Source organism: Nocardia sp. NPDC047654, assembly GCF_043205035.1.
Classification (GTDB): Bacteria; Actinomycetota; Actinomycetes; order Mycobacteriales; family Mycobacteriaceae; genus Nocardia.
Genome location: NZ_JBIDDF010000006.1, coordinates 252,189 through 269,674 on the forward strand (window position 1 = coordinate 252,189; position 17,486 = coordinate 269,674).

10 protein-coding genes are annotated in these 17,486 nt (G+C 69.1%); 1 reads left to right on the top strand and 9 read right to left on the bottom strand.

What is annotated here, in order from left to right:
- Nucleotide 1 precedes the first annotated feature (1 nt).
- Together ACGF7Y_RS19635 and ACGF7Y_RS19640 are read right to left on the bottom strand one after the other, a co-directional pair.
- Nucleotides 2-2,389: a tetratricopeptide repeat protein gene (locus tag ACGF7Y_RS19635; RefSeq protein WP_393235692.1), complete on the bottom strand. Its 2,388-nt coding sequence runs from the start codon at nucleotides 2,387-2,389 to the stop codon at nucleotides 2-4.
- A 189-nt stretch (nucleotides 2,390-2,578) separates the two neighbouring features.
- Nucleotides 2,579-4,111 carry an amino acid permease gene (locus ACGF7Y_RS19640; RefSeq protein ID WP_393235694.1) on the bottom strand — a complete coding sequence of 511 codons (1,533 nt, stop codon included), beginning with the start codon at nucleotides 4,109-4,111 and terminating at the stop codon, nucleotides 2,579-2,581.
- Between the two features lie 212 nt (nucleotides 4,112-4,323).
- On the opposite strand from ACGF7Y_RS19640, the gene ACGF7Y_RS19645 reads away from it, so the two are divergent.
- Complete coding sequence (locus ACGF7Y_RS19645) at nucleotides 4,324-5,385, top strand: SPFH domain-containing protein (RefSeq protein ID WP_393235695.1); 1,062 nt, start codon at nucleotides 4,324-4,326, stop codon at nucleotides 5,383-5,385.
- 35 nt (nucleotides 5,386-5,420) lie between these two features.
- Here the strand turns inward: ACGF7Y_RS19645 and ACGF7Y_RS19650 are convergent, their stop codons facing one another.
- The 7 genes from ACGF7Y_RS19650 to eccD all read right to left on the bottom strand — a co-directional run bounded on the left by ACGF7Y_RS19650 (nucleotide 5,421) and on the right by eccD (nucleotide 17,316).
- Nucleotides 5,421-10,364, bottom strand: coding sequence for an NAD-glutamate dehydrogenase (locus ACGF7Y_RS19650; RefSeq protein ID WP_393235751.1), 4,944 nt, complete (start codon nucleotides 10,362-10,364; stop codon nucleotides 5,421-5,423).
- Between the two features lie 170 nt (nucleotides 10,365-10,534).
- Nucleotides 10,535-11,215, bottom strand: a complete 681-nt coding sequence (locus ACGF7Y_RS19655; RefSeq protein ID WP_393235697.1) for a hypothetical protein — start codon at nucleotides 11,213-11,215, stop codon at nucleotides 10,535-10,537.
- A gap of 1 nt (nucleotide 11,216) precedes the next feature.
- Entirely contained in the window at nucleotides 11,217-12,269 is a 1,053-nt protein-coding gene (locus ACGF7Y_RS19660) for a hypothetical protein (RefSeq protein WP_393235699.1), read from the bottom strand.
- Between the two features lie 77 nt (nucleotides 12,270-12,346).
- On the bottom strand, nucleotides 12,347-12,700 hold the full coding sequence (locus ACGF7Y_RS19665; RefSeq protein WP_040865466.1) for a helix-turn-helix domain-containing protein: 354 nt from the start codon (nucleotides 12,698-12,700) through the stop codon (nucleotides 12,347-12,349).
- 16 nt (nucleotides 12,701-12,716) lie between these two features.
- Nucleotides 12,717-14,438 (bottom strand): type VII secretion protein EccE, encoded by a 1,722-nt coding sequence (eccE, locus tag ACGF7Y_RS19670; RefSeq protein ID WP_393235702.1) that lies wholly within the window; start codon nucleotides 14,436-14,438, stop codon nucleotides 12,717-12,719.
- Nucleotides 14,435-15,793 carry a type VII secretion-associated serine protease mycosin gene (gene mycP / locus ACGF7Y_RS19675; RefSeq protein ID WP_393235704.1) on the bottom strand — a complete coding sequence of 453 codons (1,359 nt, stop codon included), beginning with the start codon at nucleotides 15,791-15,793 and terminating at the stop codon, nucleotides 14,435-14,437. Before mycP ends, eccE begins: the two co-directional genes overlap by 4 nt.
- Nucleotides 15,793-17,316, bottom strand: coding sequence for a type VII secretion integral membrane protein EccD (gene eccD / locus ACGF7Y_RS19680; RefSeq protein ID WP_393235706.1), 1,524 nt, complete (start codon nucleotides 17,314-17,316; stop codon nucleotides 15,793-15,795). Before eccD ends, mycP begins: the two co-directional genes overlap by 1 nt.
- Nucleotides 17,317-17,486 lie beyond the last annotated feature (170 nt).

The window sequence follows — 17,486 nt, forward strand, 5'->3', positions numbered from 1 at the left end:
TTCACCACCTCGACTTCGGCCGCACGTAGTTGGCCAGGTCGACCAGGCGGTAGCGGTGCAGACGATGCGGGGCGATGCGCGCCAGCGCCCGCAGGCTGGACTCCAGCCCGCGTTGCAGACCGAGCAGGGTGAACGGGAAGCCGAGCAGGGTCGCGTCCGGATCGGCCGACCGGCCGCCGCCGCGCACCCATTCCAGCGCCGCACCCACCACGATCACCTGCAACTGCAACGCCCTCGGTTCGTCCGGCGCGGCGTCCAGCCGCGCGGCCGCCTCGAGCAGGTCGGCCTCGGTGGTCTCCGGGATCGGCTGGGAGACCAGCAGCAGGCATCCGGTCATGCGCGCCACGCTTTGATACCGCGATGCCTCCGGCACCTGATCGAGGACCTCTACGGCCTCCAGCAAGCCGCCGTCGGCGGCGAGTCTGCGGGCCAGTCCGAACGCCGCGCTCACCACGCCGTGATTGGTCCGCCACACCGTGCGGTAATACTCCTCGGCGAGCCGATGCCAGCGGTCGTCGGCGCGGTCGCCCAGATGCTGGAGGGTGAGTTCGGCGGTCGCCGCCAGCGCCAGCGCTGGGGCGATCTCACCGGGCAGCATGCCGTGCACCAGGTCGAAATACTCGTAGGCGCGCTCGTACTGGCCGTCCAGCAGCGCGGCGACCGCCGAATACCACTCCAGGCGCCAGTCCGTGCCGTAATCGGGCCGCAGGTCGGCGAGCCGATCGCACGCCGGCACCACCTCACCCAGGTCCAGATGGGCGCGCACCGCCGTCAGCGTGCCCTCCAGCTCGAACGTCTCCGGCTCCGGGATGGTCCCGGAGACGATCCGGTCGGCGGTGCGGCGCAGGGCGTCCAGGGCATGCCGGGGATCGCCGTGCAGCAACGTGGACAGCAGGTCGGCGCTGGGGTCCTCGCCGTCGATCATCGGCACCGGCAGGGCCGCGACGACGCTCGGCGCGTCCAACGCGGGCAGGCGATGGCGCCCGTCGGTCATGCCGTCGGTCTGCCCGATCAACGTCTCGATGCCGAAATCGCCGCGCATGGCACCGAATTCCAGCGACGCCTGCGGATGTTCCTTACCGGTGTCGTAGGCGAGCACCATGCGCAGGACGCCCGCGAGCTGGCCGTACATCGCGTAGGCGGTGGGGAAGCGGCGGCGCGGCTCCGGATGGGTCGCGCGGCACAGCAGCCGGTACAACGCCGGATAGTCCCGCAGCAGCGGCTCGTCCTCGGGCGAGGGAATGCCGGGCAGCTGGTGTCCGTCGGCGTTCTTGGGCATGTCCAGCACCAGAGCGGCCAGCGTCCGCCCCACGGTGTAGATGTCCGAGGCGACGGTCGGGCCGGTCTCGGTGATCTCGGGCGCTTGATAGCCCGGAGTGCCGTAGATACTGCCGTAGGACTCCATCGCGGCGACCGCGCCGAGATCGATCAGCTTGACCTCGTCCTCGCTGACCATGATGTTGTCCGGCTTGAGATCGTTGTAGGCCAGCCCGAACGAGTGCAGGTAGTCCAGCGCGGGCAGGATCTCCATCATGAAGGCGATCGCCTCGGAGACCGGAATGCGTTCGGGCGCACGTAGATCCAGCATCCTCTTCAGCGAGCGCCCGCCGACGTACTCCATGACGATGTAACCGTCGGCCACGTCGCGCCCGGAACGGTGCTTGACGAAGTTGTGGATCTTGACGATGCCGGGATAGGCCACCTCGGAGAGGAATTGGCGTTCGGCGAGGGCGACCACGTGCGCTTCGAAGTCGAGCGGGTTCTGCAACCCCTTCAGCACCACCCAGCGATCGCTCACATTGCGATCGACCGCCAGGTAGATCCATCCGAGTCCGCCGTGGGCCAGACAGCCCTGGACTTCGTACTGGTCGGCAACCATCTCCCCCGGCTGGAGCAGGGGCCGGAAGTTGAACGGCGAGGCGCAGCGACCGCACTCGCCCTCGACGGCGCCCGACCCGGCCGCACCGGTGCGGCCGACCGGCTGCTGGCATTTCCAGCAGAACCGTTTGTGCTCGGGCACTTCCGGGTTCTGCATCACCGCGGTGCGCGGATCGAGCGGGCTCACCTTGGGCATGGACACCAGCCCGCCGCCCAATCGCCGCGCGCTCGGCCGCGAGCGCGCGCTGCGCCCGGAACCGGGTTCGGACTCGGCCTCGAGTGCGCCGAGCAGCAGCCGCTCGGCGGTGCCGATGGTCTCCTCGCCCACGACGGCGGGGCCGGTCGGCGGTCCGCCGTCGCCGGGCGCCGGGTCGACGGCGCCTGCACGTGGGTTCTCGACGTACCGCGGTGTGGACCACGGATTGGGTAGTCGTGGGGCCACCTCGGTTTTGAGCAGATGCCGAGTGGCCCAAGGGTGGGAAGTTCGCCGAGGCACCTCGGTGCCGCGCATGCGCCGATTCGCCCACGGATGCGCAAGTGGACGGTCGGATGCGCTGGGGTGCTCCGGCATACGAACCTCTCAGACCCGCCGTTGAATCGCGGTTTCATTCTGGTCCGCCGCCTGTCGATGCGCGCGTGTATTGTTCCCGACATTGGGAATATATCCGCCCCGGGCGAACGGCCCGGGGCGGATACTGCTTCACTCTTCGTCGGGCTTGTCGAGGATCACCACCGGGTCACCCGATTCGCGGCGCGGCCGCTCGGCCAGGACCGGGAACTGTCCGGTGATGCCCTGGCGGATCTCGGCGATCTGGAGCACCCGCTTGCGGGCGAGGAACCAGCCGCCCACCAGCGCGGGAACCATGATGACGACCATCGCGAGCACCGCGCCGCGCTGCACGTGGTCATCGCTGCACGCCATCAGCACGACCACGGTCGCGAGGAACACCAGCGTCGCGAAGCTCGTGTACGGCGCGCCGATCAGCCGGAAGGACGGACGCTGCGCACGGCCGGTGCGCGACCAGCGCCACAGCTGCAGCTGGCAGATCACGATCGCGGTCCAGGCGAAGATGGTGCCCAGCGCCGACATGTTCAGCACGATCTCGAAGGCCTGCTCCGGCACCACCGCGTTCAGACCGACGCCGATCAGCGCCACCGCGCCGGTGGCGAGGATGCCGACGTAGGGCACGCCGCCGCGGGACATCCGCGCCGCGATGGTCGGCGCGCTGCCGTTCATCGACATCGAGCGCAGGATGCGGCCGGTCGAGTAGAGACCGGCGTTCAGGCTGGAGAACGCCGCCGTCAGCACCACGAGGTTCATCACAGAACCGGCGCCGTCCACACCGAGCTTCGAGAAGAACGTCACGAACGGGCTCTCACCGTTCTTGAACGCGGTGTAGGGCAGCAGCAGGGCGAGCAGCACCAGCGAACCCACGTAGAACAGCGCGATCCGGGCGATCACCGAGTTGATCGCGCGCGGCATGATCTTCTCGGGGTTCTCCGCTTCACCGGCTGCCGTACCGACCAATTCCACAGCGGCGTAGGCGAACACGACTCCGGTGGTGACCAGGACCAGCGGAAGCAACCCGGTCGGGAACAGCCCGCCGTGATCGGCGATGACGCTCGGGCCGGTGACCTGGCCGTCGATCTTGAACCGGCCCGCGAGGAACACCGTGCCGACGATCAGGAAGGTGACCAGTGCGATCACCTTGATCAGCGCGGCCCAGAACTCGAGCTCGCCGAACCACTTCACCGAGACGAGGTTGATGCTCACCACGACCGCGAGGGAGACCAGGGCGATCAACCACTGCGGGATGGCCTCGAACGCTCCCCAGAAATGGACATACGTCGCGATGGCGGTGATGTCTACGATCCCGGTCATGCACCAGTGGAAGAAGTACATCCACCCGACCGCGAACGCCAGTTTCTCGCCGTAGAACTCGCGGGCGTAGGAGACGAACGATCCCGAGGAGGGGCGATGCAGCACCAGCTCGCCGAGCGCCCGCAGGATGAAGAACACGAACACGCCGCAGATGGCGTACACGATGAACAGGCCGGGGCCCGCGCTGGCCAGCCGGCCACCCGCACCCAGGAACAACCCGGTGCCGATCGCCCCACCGATCGCGATCATCTGCAGCTGACGCGGGCGCAGCGACTTGTGATAGCCCGAGTCCTCGTCTTCGAGCGCGGCAGCCTGCGCGGGCGCATCCGCTGGTGGTCGAACTGTGGTCATGGCGATGGCCTTTCAGGTGACGGCGATCATAACTTCGCTCAATGTACCGTTACATAGCGGCACGTTCAATAGCGATTGGCATGTTGTAACACGCTGGACATCAAGAACTTTGAGAAAAGGGCATCCGAGCAGCGGCGATCGCGGCGAGATTCGTTGATCGTGCCACCAGATATCGGTACGCTCAGTGGGACAAACAGGACGAGGGAGCGCAGATGGCCTGGTTCGAACGGGAATTCATCGCGGTCCCAGAGGACCGCAAGAATCAGCTGGTCTACAAGTGGCCGGACGTCAACATCCGGCGCTACAGCCGCGCGATGGTCAACGCCGACCAGCTCGCCCTCTTCGTCAAGTCCGGGCGGGTCGTGGCCGCGATGGGCCCGGGACGCCACCGCATCGACGCCGACGAGCTCCCGGTGCTCGGTGCGCTCGTCGACACCCTCACCGGCGGCAACTACTACCGGGCCGAACTGTATTTCGTTTCCACGAGGGAGTTTCCGGGGATTCGCTTCGGCGGCCGGCTGGACGACATCCTCGATCCGGTCAGCGAGCAGGTGGTGACGCTGCGCGTCTTCGGCGAGTTCGCCCTGACCGTTCGCGACCCGGCCGAGCTGCTGACCGCGCTGGCGGGCACCGCCGATCTCACCGACCCGGACCGGGTGCAGAGCTGGTGCGCCGACCTGCTGCTCAAATCCATGAAGATGGCGGTGACCCAAGGGGTCGCGCGCCGCGACTGGCCGGTGCTCGGGCTCTCGGCACAGCTGCAGCCGATCGAGCAGGCGGTGCTGCGCCAGACCAATACCGCGCTCTACGAATACGGGCTGCGCATCCCGAGGATGGGTAACTTCGACATCAGTCTGGCGCCGGAGGACGCCGACCGGCTGAAGCGACTCGCCAAGGACGTCAAGTACATCAGCCTCACCGGCGATTTCCAGCGCTACGCCGCGGGCGAACTCGCGCTCGGCGCGAGTCAGGGTTTCGCGCGCGGACACCACGGCATGGAAGGCGGATTCCTAGGCGCGGCACTGAGTCTGAACGCCATCGGTCACCAGGTCGGCAACCACTCCCACGCGCCGCAGCTTCCCGCCGCGGCGGCGGAGACGGCTCAGACGTCATGCGCCGCTTGCCAGGGCGCGAATCCGGCGGGCGCGAAGTTCTGCATGAACTGCGGGGCGCGCCTGGTGACGCAACCGAGACACTGCACGAGCTGCGGCGCGGAGTCGAGCCCCGGCGCCAAGTTTTGCGGCGAGTGCGGAACGCCGATGCCCGGAGGCTGACGCCGAGCGCCTGCCTCCGGGCATCGAGTGGTCGATCAGCCCGCGACCGTCGGTGCGACGGCCGTCGCATCACCGCCGCTCACCATGCCGCGGACCTGCCGTGCCGCCACCGAGAGCGCGGCGAGATCGTGCGTTTCGGCGGCGAAGATCTGCGAAAGCGACGCACCCGCACGGGCCAGCCGCGAACGGTTGGTCGACTCCCAGTACGCGATCTTCTCGACCGTGCTGTCCTGCGGCTCGGTGGCGGTCAGCACGTCGAGGGTCAGCGACCGCAGCGAATCGTAGAGATCCTCGCGGACCGCGAGCCGGGCCAGCGCCCGCCAGCGCCCGCCACGCTCCAGCTTGCCGACCGCCGTCAGCAGCCGCTCGATCTGGAAGTGCTCGTTGAGCGCGTAGTACAGCACCGCGACCTCCGCGGCGTCGCGGTCGGCGATGTCGGCCAGGTCGAGTACGTCCAGCAGCGGGAAGCGGTGGATCAGCCCGAACGCCTCCTCGGCCAGCTCCTGGGGCGCGCCACGGCTGATCGACCGCCGCGAACGCTCGGCGAGATCCTCGGTGAGGTAGCCGGTAAGCCACGTGGGCACTCGGCCCGACAGGGCGCGCACGCCGTCGCGGTACCTGGCGATGTCGGCGCCGATCGCGATGGGCTGCGGCCGGTTGGACAGCAGCCAGCGTGCGGCCCGGTCCAGGGTGCGCTTGGTCTCCAGTTCCAGTTCGTTGCGCGCCGCAGTGGACATCGGTGTCTGCCTGATCCGCTGCCAGAGGTCGTACAGGTCGAAGATCTCCACCGCCGCCCGGTACGCGCGCACCGCGTCGTCGGTGGTCGCCCCGGCCTCTTCCGCGAGCCGGAACGCGTAGGTGATGCCGCCGTAGTCCACCATCTCGTTGACCACGACGGTGGCCACGATCTCGCGCCGCAGCGGGTGCCTGCCGATCGCCTGCGCGAACCGCTCCCGCAGCGGCGCGGGAAAGTAGGCGGGCAGCACCGACGCGAACGCCGGGCTGTCGAGCAGATCACCGGCCAGCAAATCGGCCTTGAGCGAAAGTTTCACGTGCGCCATGAGATTCGCCAGCTCCGGCGAGGTGAGACCGGTCCCTTCGGCGGCGCGGCGGGCCAGTTCCGCTTCCGTCGGCAGGGCCTCCAGCTCACGGTCGAGACCGCGACGCTGTTCGAGGTCGTTGATCATCCTGCCGTGCACTCCCGACATGCCCGCCGCGTCGGCCCGCGACATCCCGAGCCGGAAGTTCTGCGAGATGTTGTCCCGCAGCACCAGGTCGGAAACCTCGTCGGTCATCGAGGCCAGCAGCGGATTGCGCTCGGCGACGGCGAGTTCACCGCTGGAGACGACGGCATCGAGCAGGATCTTGATGTTGACCTCGTGGTCGGAGCAGTCCACACCCGCCGAGTTGTCCAGCGCGTCGGTGTTCATCCGTCCGCCGTTGCGGCAGAACTCGATGCGGCCCAGCGCCGTCGCACCGAGGTTGCCGCCTTCGCCGATCACCTTGACCCGCAATCGGTCGGCGTTCACCCGGACCGCGTCGTTGGACTTGTCGCCCACCTCGGCATTGGTCTCGCTGCTCGCTTTGACGTAGGTGCCGATCCCGCCGTTCCACAGCAGATCGACCGGGGCCTGCAGGATGGCCTTGATCATCTCCGGCGGCGACAGGGTGGTCACGCTCGCGGGCAGGTCGAGTGCCGCGCGCACCTCCGGAGTCACCTGGATCGCCTTGGCGGAGCGGTCGTAGACGCCGCCGCCGGGGCTGATCAGCGACGTGTCGTAATCCGCCCACGACGACCTGGGCAATGCGAACATCCGCTGCCGCTCCCGGTAGGACCGCGCCGCGTCGGGAATCGGGTCGAGGAAGATGTGCCGGTGGTCGAAGGCGGCCACCAAGCGGATGTGCTCGGACAGCAGCATGCCGTTGCCGAAGACGTCGCCGCTCATGTCGCCGACGCCCACGACGGTGAAGTCCTGGGTCTGGGTGTCGAGTTCCATCTCGCGGAAGTGGCGTTTGACGCTCTCCCACGCGCCCTTGGCCGTGATGCCCATGGCCTTGTGGTCGTAGCCGGCCGAACCGCCGGAGGCGAACGCGTCACCGAGCCAGAAGTCATAGCTCTGCGCGACGTCGTTGGCGATGTCGGAGAATGTCGCGGTGCCCTTGTCGGCCGCCACCACCAGGTAGGTGTCGTCACCGTCGCGGCGCACCACCTGCGCGGGCGGAAGCACCTCCCCGGTCGCGCGGTCCACGTTGTCGGTGACGTCCAGCAGGCCGGAGATGAAGGTGCGGTAGCAGGAGACGCCTTCCGCGCCGAGCGCCTGCCGGTCGGCGGCCGGATCGCCCGTGGCCGCAGGCGGTTGCTTCACCACGAAGCCGCCCTTCGCGCCGACCGGCACGATCACCGCGTTCTTCACCGCCTGCGCCTTGACCAGACCGAGGATCTCGGTACGGAAGTCCTCCAAGCGGTCCGACCACCGCAGACCACCACGGGCGACGGAACCGAATCGCAGGTGCACGCCCTCGACTCGCGGCGAGTACACGAAGATCTCGAACTGCGGCTTCGGTTTCGGTAGTTCGGCGATCGCGTGCGGATTCAGCTTGACCGACAGGTAGTCCAGCGCGTCGCCCGCCTCGTCGCGCCGGTAGTAGTTGGTCCGCAGGGTCGCCTCGATCAGGCCGAACAGGGCGCGCAGGATGCGGTCGGTGTCCAGGCTGACCACCGCGTCGATCTCGGCCTGCAGCCGTTGGGCGATCTCCGCCGCCCGGTCCGCGGCCTGCGCGCCGACGCCGTCCGGGTCGAAGTACGCGGCGAACAGGTCGATGCACGACCGCGCCGTCGCCGGATGGCTGAGCAGGACGCGGGTGATGTTCCCGAAGGTGTAGGCGAAACCGGCCTGCTGCAAGTACTTCGCGTAGGCGCGCAGCAGGGCCACCTCACGCCAGTGCAAGCCGGCGCGCAGCACCAGTTCGTTCAGGCCGTCGACTTCGGCGCGGCCGAACCACATCGCCGTCACCGCATCCGGAAAACGCCGCCGCACACTGGTTTCCGGCAGCGACGCCGCGTCCATCGAGTGCCCCAGCTGCGCGGCCGGCTCGCTGTCGAGCGCTTCCCGCAGCGGTGCGGCGGTCACCCGAAGCCCGAAGTCGTAGATCCAGCGGTCCGGCCGGTCGGCCAGCGTGATGCGATAGGGCCGCTCGTCGACCACCTCGACGCCGAGGCTGTGCAGCACCGGCAGCACCCGGCTCAGCGAGACGCCCTCACCCGCGACGTAGAGCGTGAATCGCCATTCGGCGGCGCCCGGGTCGCCCTGCCGGTAGAGGTCGGTGTCGATCGCGCCGTCGGACAGCCGCTCGAGGCGCCGCAGATCGCTGAGCGCGTGCGCGGGCTCGTGCTCCTGCTGGTAGCTCGCCGGGAAGGCCGTCGCGTACTCGGTGACCAGCGCCTGCGGCATGTCGGAGGCGCCCGCCGCCTCGGCGACCAGACGGTCGCTCCAGGTCCAGGTCGTCGCAAGCAGCAACTCCTGGATCCGCTCGCGATTCTCCTCGGAGATGTCGGCCGCCTCGGCGCCCGGCTTGCGGTGCACCGTGAAGTAGACGACGGCCAGTTCCGATTCGGTGGCCCGCGCCGAGTACGCGATCTGCTCGGCATCGAACTGCTCGCGCAGGATGTCGCCCATGCGCACGCGGACCTCGGTGGAATAGCGGTCGCGCGGCATGTAGACCAGGCAGTAGATGGTGTCGCTGCGCGAATCGCGCCGGATGAACAGCCGCACCTGGCGCCGCAGGCCCAGATTCATGACCGCGGAGACGGTTTCGAACAGCCTGCGCGCGTCGGTGGAGAACAGCTCCACCCGCGGGAACGACTGCATCATCTCCAGCATGGCCTGGCCGGAGAACGAGTCGAGGCCGAAGCCCGCCCATTCGATGACCTGCAGCACGCGCCGCGAGATGACCGGGATGTCGAGGATGTTCTCGTGCAGGCCCGCGACGGTGAAGGTGCCGACGAAGACGTGTTCGCCCTTGACCATCTTGACGGTGTCGCCCCAGGCCGCGCGGCCGCTCGGGTCGCTCGCGCCGTAGTCGGCCACGCTGATGAAGTACAGGTCCCGAGACCCGGGCAGCAGCGAGTCCACCGACCCGTTGGCCATCCGAAGGACCGTGCGCTTCGCGCCGACCACGGGCACGCTGATATCGGCTTCGGCGCCGTTGCCGAGGACGCCGAGCCCGGTGCCCGGCAGCTGCCACGGTTCGAAGTCGGCGTTCGCGCTGGGCGCGGAGCGGCGGAAGTGGTAGTAGCCGTAGCCGAGCGGCGTGAAGTGCCCGTCGGACAGCCAGCGCAGCAGCCCGGCGGTCTGCGGGATCTCCGCGTCACCGGCCCACTGCGCGGCCTGATCCAGCTGGTCGGCAACGGTATTGAGCACTTCGACCATGGTCGGCGTGTCGTCGGCGACCCGGCGCAGGTCGGCAAGCAGCGGCGGCAGCGCCTGCTCGATCCGGTCGACCAGTTCGTCGGACAGGCCCGCGCCCAGCTGCACGTGGATCCACGACTCGCGCAGCGTTTGTCCGTCCGCCTCCCCGGCCGGCTCGGCCACGCCGTCACGCGGCGCGATGGACAACACCCGGCCGTCGGCGTCGCGCGAGACGTCGAACACGGGATGCACGACTTCGGTGACCGTCGCGCCCAATCGCCGCAGCGCGGCGGTCACCGAGTCGACCAGCAACGGCATGTCGTCGTTGACGATCTGGATCGCGGCGCCGACCCCCGCGCTGTCGTCCGGACGGTAGACCATGGTGGTCGCCGAACCGGGCGCGCGGGTGGCCGCCAGCTCCAGATGCTGACGGAAGATCCGCTCGGCCCGGTCCGTGATCGCCGACGCCGAGGGACCCGGCTGGATCCACCGGAAATAGGCCGCCTCCAGGTCGGTCGGATCATCGCGGAACCGCTTCGGTGAAATCGTCTGCTGGGTGGTTGCCACCATCGATCCGTTGCCTTCCCGAGAACTGCGCTCGTACGTGTTTCGTACTTCACATAACGTACCGCTGGATAACGGCACAATCAACAGTGTAACAATAATTTGCCAGGACGGACATGGGTAACGCCGTCCGGATCAGGGATTTTCTGGAGTCCGCCGGAAGAGGCGCGATCAGATCAGCGGACCAGTCCCGCCCGCGACATGAAGGTCTGGGCGCCGGCTCGACCGGCGAAGGTACCCGTTTCCAATCGCAGACCCGTCCGGGTATCCGCGTACCAGACGGTTGCCGAAGGTCCGATCGCCGCGTAGACAGGTCCGTCGACGAGGGCGGAACCGCCCGCGCCGCGCCATCGAGAAATGCTGTCGGCCAAACGATCCTGCGCAACCAGTTCGGCGTAGAAGGTCACGTCCCGGCCGCCCGCGATACCACCGAAGAGCATCGGGTCCGTGGCGGCGATGACGCACTTCTCCCGCTGGCCGCCGGAATCCAGCGGCTGACAGGTCGCCGCCGTGCGCAGCAGATCCGGCATGGCTCGGACCGGCGCGGTTCCCTGGAGATTCGAGGGCAGCGACAGCGAACAGGACCGAACCGCCAGAACCGCGGCGATCACCATCACCAACGCGATCGCCCCGACCGTGTACCACTGCCAGCGCGGATAGGCCTTGTGCACAAGGCTTTTCGCCTCACCACCGACCTTCTCCGCGATTTCGGCGACCTGCGTGGGCAGCTTCTCCGCGACGGTTCGCGCCGTGTCCACGACACTGCGCAGCGGCGCTCCGCAGTGCGCGCAGCGGGAATCCGCGCCGGTGTTGCGATGCGAGCAGTACTGGCAGACCAGTTCGGGCAGCGTGGACACTTCAGCGCCCCGTGATGACGATGGAGGAGATCGCGGTGGTGTTGATCGACGGATCGCCCTTGGACTCCAGGACGGTCAGCACGATCTTCGAGGCACTCACCGTGGGCTCGGTCTTGGTCACCACCAAGGTCCGTTGATCGAGCGTCGGCTGCGTGTAGACGGTCTTGTTGCCGTCGTCGAACTGGTACGAAACCCGGCTCACCGTGCGGTATTTCGCCCACTGGTCACTGCCGTCCGCACTGATGTGATCCCAGCCGGGCACGATGCCGATCGAGTCGATCTGATACGTCTTGCCCAGGTCGATGGTGATGACCTGGCCGTCGACCTTGTAGGCGCGCACGCACGACCACGCCTTGCCCGTCTGGCTGCCGAAAGCGTCCATCGCCGACGTGCTGCCGGGCGGGCATTTCGACGTCGCGGACTTCGGCTGGATGATCGAACTCGCCGGCGGTGCGGCCGAGGTCGAGGGCGCGGCCGAGGTCGGCGGCGGCGTGACGACCAGAAGCTGATCGTTCGCCGTGTTCTTCTCCTTGCCGCCGGTGGTGACCAGCAGCAGCACCAGCAGTACGGCGACCACGGCGGCGACGATCAGCGCGACCCTGGGTTTGCGCAGCTGGACGAGCGCGTCCTTGGCCATCTGCTGCACGGGCGCGAGCCGCTCGGACGGTGCGGCGGTTGAGCGCGAGGGTTCCGGTTCCGGTTCGGCCTGCACGTTCGATCGGGCGGCGACCGAGGAGTAGTCGTTCCCCAGTTCCATCGCCGGAGCCGATTCCTCTGCCTGCCCGTTCAGCAGCGCGAGGATTCGCTCGCTCGCCTTCGGGCCGTCACCGGTCCGACGCCGCGGCGCGACCTGCTGCGGCTCCGAGTCGAGGTCGGGCAACCCGAGCGACGCGGTGGCGAAGTCGACGCTGTCGCCGTGCTCGGTACTGCCGCTGAGCTCCATGCCGCCGATCGACGGCGCGGCGGAAGACCCGAACGAAGAATCGGAGAGCAGTGCGTCGAGGACCGCACCTCGATGACGGAGAAAAACATCTCCCGGGTCCTCGGCGGGCATGGTCCGGATCGTATCCGGACCGAGCCGGCCGCCGAGCCGGTGCTATTCCCGCTGGAGAGAACAGCCGACCGGTCGGGTCAGCGCTTCTTCTCCTCGGTCACGAAGTACTCCGGCGGCACGTCGAACACCCGGGCCAGCGCGATCACCAGATCCAGCCGCGGGATCGCGTCACCGTGGATCAGCCGGTACAGGCCGGACTGCGACACCGGCACGTCCGGGTAGGCCAACTCCAAGTGCTGCGCCAGCGAGTAGAGCGTCAGCGACCGCGTCGATCCGTCCTCGGTCGAGACCACGGATTCGGCGATCAGCTCCGACAACCGGCTGGAGAAGATCGCCGCCGCGGCCTGTCTGGGGGTTAGCGCGTCCCCGGCGTCCTGATGAGTCAGATCGCCGCCATCGGAATGGGTGTCCGCTACCACGGTGATAGACATTAACCGACCGCTCCCATCAGCTCACGCGACGGCCACCGGGTTGCGGAGGTGCAACCACGGGTCCCGATGCTCCCGCGCTGTGCGCGGGCGGTCCGTCGACGGTTTCGAAATATCGTGTTTCGCCTCTCGGCTCGATCAGCTCGACACGCACCGTGCGCATCGGAATGCTCACGTCGACCGCGGTCGCGCTGACCTGGTTGATCGCGAGATCGACCGCACGCCTGCGCGGACCGCCGGGCTCGCTGATGGTGACCGTCGTGTGCGCGCTCGACGCACGCGGCGGCAGGTGATCGAAGACCGCGATGGTGGCCGGTGTCTCCGCCTCGGTGGTTTGCGTGCCGGTATGCCCGTCACCCGGATCGGCCAGGCGCATGGACCGCGGATCGCCGACCGCGCTCACCAGTTGGCGCCAGCGGTCCGGACGCGCCGAATGGATCTCCACGTCCGCGCCGACCACCATCGCCCGCAGGATGATCTGCTGGGCGACGGGCAACCTGGCGTGCACATCGATGGTGCGCCTGCGCGGGTTGAACCGGGCCGGATCGAACAGCGGCAGCGCGAGAGTGTGGCGCGGCTGGCCGCTGATCGCGCCGAGGATCTGGCCGTTCGGGCCGATCGCGATGGCCAGATCGGCGACGAGTTCCTCCGGTGCGATGTCGGCGCCGGACTCGAAGCCGCGTAGCGCTCGGATGGAGGAGCCGGTCGGCAACGACGCCAGCAGGGCGTTGGACTGGTCGCCGCGCAGTAGCCGCAGGTAGTCCGGCGGCTCGGTGGTGACCGCCGGGCCGATGAACCGGACGATGGCGCGCGGCCCCCCGGTGTCGTCGGTCAAGCTCACCACGAGTGTGGTGCGGCCGCGGTTCCAGGTCCAGCAGTCGTCGAGGCTCTCCCCGCCCAGCCGGGTCCAGTCGATCAGGAAGCTCGTCACACACCGGCCCGGCACCGACGACTCGAGATTGCTCCAGGTTTCCCGGAGGTCGGACAGTTCGACGCCGGCGTGCAGCAGGCGCGTCGCGTCCCGTAAGGCGGCGGCGGGCAGCGCGTGCGCCGCGATACCCCGCTCGCGCAGGCGGCTCGCGATCCGATGCGTGGCGCTGGCCAGCGCTTTGGGGGCGACCACCGCGCACGGACCGCGCTTGCTCAGCGCCGCCAGGTTGCGTTCCTGGTCGAGCCGGACAACCAGCCAGGTGAGCCGGTCCCCGACCACCGGGTGGGTCCCGATCAGCTGGTCGTAGAGCATGCTGTAGCTGCCGGTGGAGCGGACCCGCTGACCGGTGGTGACGATGTCGATGTCCACCGCGATGCCGAACTGATCCAGCATCGGGAACAGCACGTCGACCGAGATGGTGTCCTCGGTGTACAGGGTTCGCTCGGCGATGACGGTGGGCAGGTCGAGATTCGGCGCGAGCTGGATCATCGCGATCAGCGTGCTGCCCGCCTCGTTGATGCCGCACACGCCGGCGGCCACCTGCACGTCCCGGATCCCGGCGGCCTGCGTGCGTTCACGCGCCCGGGCGGTCCGACCTTTCCGGTAGGCCGCCCAGTCGAGCAGCCAGCGAACAGGGGTCCGTTCGTTGACCCGGACGGTCACCGTCACGACCAGGACCGTGACCACCACCGCGCTCACCCACCACGGCGTCTTGGCCGACAGCCCGACCAGGAGCGGGCTGCCGACGACGACGAAGGCGGCGAACGGACCACGCTCGACGCCGGCGACCCGTACGCTCGGAAAGCTCACCGGCGCCTCCGCATCACGGAGTTCATGCGACTGCCGAGGAGGCCGAGCAGCACCGCGGCGAGGATGACCACGGTCGTGGTGATCGCGGGCCGCAGATCCTTCGGGCGCGGCGGAGGGGGCACGGGCAGTTCCGTGGAGCGGAACAGGCCCGTGGGTTGCTGCGGCGGAGTGCGGTAGCTCAGAGCGGCGAGCGGGTCGATCACGCCCGCGCCCACCACGTTGTCGATGCCGCGCGCCGGCGCGTGCGCGCTGGCCTGCAGGCGGGCGGCGATCTCGCGCGGAGTCTCGTTGGGGAAGCGCGACCGCAGCAGCGCGGCCACACCGCTGACGTAGGCCGCGGCGAACGACGCGCCACCGACCGGCACGAGTTTGTCCGGTTCACCGACGCCGTTGATCAGGCCACCGCCACTGGGGCCGAGCGATTCGATGCCGGTGCCGGGGGCGGCGACCGAAACCCACGGCCCGGTGAGCGAATCCGGCATGGGGGCGCCGGTCGCGGTGGTGAATCCCACGGTGAGCACGTCGGCGCCGAACCAGCCGGGCGTGGAAATGGTCTTCACGTCGCGCCAGTTCCGCGGGTCCGCGGGCCGCGTCGGGTCGATATCCGGATTCTGCGCGCAATTGGCGCCGCCTCCGGCGTTGCCCGCGCCCGCCACGATGAGCGCGCCGCGCACATGGACGGCATGGCCGATAGCCGCCGACAGCATGGACTGGTCCACCTGAGCGTCCACCGGGAGGCAGACGGGCAGCGACACGGTGATCACACCGGCGCCTTGGTTCGCGGCGCGCGTGATCGCCCGGGCCAGCGTCCGGATCTCGATGGCGGTCCGCTGGGTCGGATCAGAGCTCGGCCGTTCGGGGCTGAACGCGCCGGAGCGGGTACGGATGGAGATGATCCGTGCGTCCGGCGCCACCCCGGTGAAGCCATCCCCTGGATCGGGAGTGGCCCCGATGATTCCGGCGACCAGCGTGCCGTGCGCGTCGCAGTCGGACAGTCCGTCGCCACCCGCGGCGAGATAATCGCCCCCGCCGACCAGGTTGGGCAGGCGCGGGTGCGGCTGCACTCCCGTGTCGATGACGGCGACGGTCACTCCCGCGCCCCGGCTCAGTGCCTTGGCGCGGCGCAGGTCCAGCGCGAGTTCCGCGGGTGGAGTGCGGGTGAGGTCGCTGTCGGGCAGCGCACCCGCGGCCAGGCAGCCCTTGTCCTGCTTCATCGGCTGCTCGGGCCCCGGCGGGTCGTCCGCGGGCGGTGCGCCGATCACGACCTGGGGCGGCTCCAGCGCGACCGCGGGAGCGGCGGGGACGGCCAGCATCACCCCGGCGAGAACCGCCACAGCGGCACTGCCGACCTTCATCAGATCCCTCGCATCGCGGTGTAGACGCCCATGATCCAGAAGGCGATCACCGGAACCACCAGGATCAGCGCGTATTCCACCAGGTCGATGACACGGCGGGTGACCGGCGACAGCCGTTTGCCCGGCAGCCGCAGCGCCGCGACGCAGGCGAGACAAGCCGCCGACGCCACCACGAGGCCGACCACGAGACGCGAGGCCGGGCTCTCGTACGCGCCCACCAGGACGAAGCCGACGCCGCAGACGGTGACCACGGATCCGGCGACCAGCGCGATCGCCTGGACCCGATCCGGGTGCCAGCGGGCGCGCATCGCGAGCAGGCCGCCGATCGCGGCAGCCATGACGATCTCCCGGATGCCGCCCGGACTGACCGCGGCCGCGATCACCGCGGCGACCGCGAGCACGGTGGAGATCGCGGCCATCAGACCGCGCAGGCTGGTCACCGCCAGTCGGGCGCGGCCCTCGATACCGGCCTCGGTAGCGTTGCGCTGCTGCTCGCCGACCGCGGTGTGCTCGTCGCCTTCGCGCACCGTCTCCGCGTCGAAGATATCGGTCAGCGTGGTCGGCGAGACCTCGTTGCCCGGGTCCGGCAGATCCGGCGGCCGGATGCGGGCGATGACCACGGCCAAGCGCGGCGCCGCGGTCAGCAGCACGATCGCGACGAACACCGTGCCGCCCGCTACCTGCCCGACGGACAGATCCGCGTAGGTCACCGGCAACGCCGCGATGGTGAGCATGATGCCGAGCACCGTCACCGCCATCAGGGTGGCGATGCCCATCTTGCTCAACCGCATCATGGTGGCGGCGGCTACCGCGGCGACCACGGCTCCGGCCGCCAGATTGGCCGCGGTGAGCGGGCCGGGCTGGTCGTAAGGGGGCGGCACCAGCATCGCGCCTCCGGCGAACAGCAGCGGCGTCGCGGTCAACGTCAGCCCGAGGGAGATCTTCGCCGCGGCATTGCGCCGATGGGCCTGCGCGGCGGCCGCCCAGCAAAGCCCGCCGAGCAGCAGGGCCGGCAGTCCGCACCACAAGGTCGAACCGGTCATCGTCCACGACCAGGTCAGCATGGCGGCCACCGCCGAGGCGCCGATGCCGAGGACGGTCAGCCCGACTATGGCAGCGGTGTTCGCGTCGAACTCGGCGAACTCGCGCTCGTTGATCAGGGCGAGCGCGTCGGTGATGTCCTCGACCACCGGCGTGAAGACCTCCGCCGATTCGACGACCGACAGCATCAGCACGGTGCCGTCGGTGACGTCGTGGTCGGCCAGGCTGCGCCAGCGCGGAATCGGCGCCTCGCCCGGGCGGGCCAGGCTCCACTGGCCCTGCGGCGGGGTGAAATCGACGCTCTCGTCATCGATCGCCGAGGCCAGGACGACCAGCAGGTCGTCGATGAACGTCTCGATGGTGAACTTGGTCGGCACCACCACATCGACCTGATACGTGGAGACCATCACGGCGATCCGCGCCCGTGCGACCTCCGCCGACGGCTGCGTCCCGGCAGGCGCGGGCGCGACGGCAGTGCTCATGCCTCCGCCTCGCTGACGCTCGGCTCCGGCATGACCACTGGGGTGGCTGCACCTATTGCTCGCTCGCTACGCTCGCTCATGCCTCCGCCTCGCTGACGCTCGGCTCCGGCATGACCACTGGGGTGGCTGCACCTATTGCTCGCTCGCTACGCTCGCTCATGCCTCCGCCT

What these genes read in the sequence shown, in the direction of transcription:
- ACGF7Y_RS19635 (WP_393235692.1), bottom strand. Translation starts at nt 2,389, where the DNA reads ATGCGCGGCACCGAGGTGCCTCGGCGAACTTCCCACCCTTGGGCCACT.
- ACGF7Y_RS19640 (WP_393235694.1), bottom strand. Translation starts at nt 4,111, where the DNA reads ATGACCACAGTTCGACCACCAGCGGATGCGCCCGCGCAGGCTGCCGCG.
- ACGF7Y_RS19645 (WP_393235695.1), top strand. Translation starts at nt 4,324, where the DNA reads ATGGCCTGGTTCGAACGGGAATTCATCGCGGTCCCAGAGGACCGCAAG.
- ACGF7Y_RS19650 (WP_393235751.1), bottom strand. Translation starts at nt 10,364, where the DNA reads ATGGTGGCAACCACCCAGCAGACGATTTCACCGAAGCGGTTCCGCGAT.
- ACGF7Y_RS19660 (WP_393235699.1), bottom strand. Translation starts at nt 12,269, where the DNA reads ATGCCCGCCGAGGACCCGGGAGATGTTTTTCTCCGTCATCGAGGTGCG.
- ACGF7Y_RS19665 (WP_040865466.1), bottom strand. Translation starts at nt 12,700, where the DNA reads ATGTCTATCACCGTGGTAGCGGACACCCATTCCGATGGCGGCGATCTG.
- mycP (WP_393235704.1), bottom strand. Translation starts at nt 15,793, where the DNA reads ATGAAGGTCGGCAGTGCCGCTGTGGCGGTTCTCGCCGGGGTGATGCTG.
- eccD (WP_393235706.1), bottom strand. Translation starts at nt 17,316, where the DNA reads ATGAGCACTGCCGTCGCGCCCGCGCCTGCCGGGACGCAGCCGTCGGCG.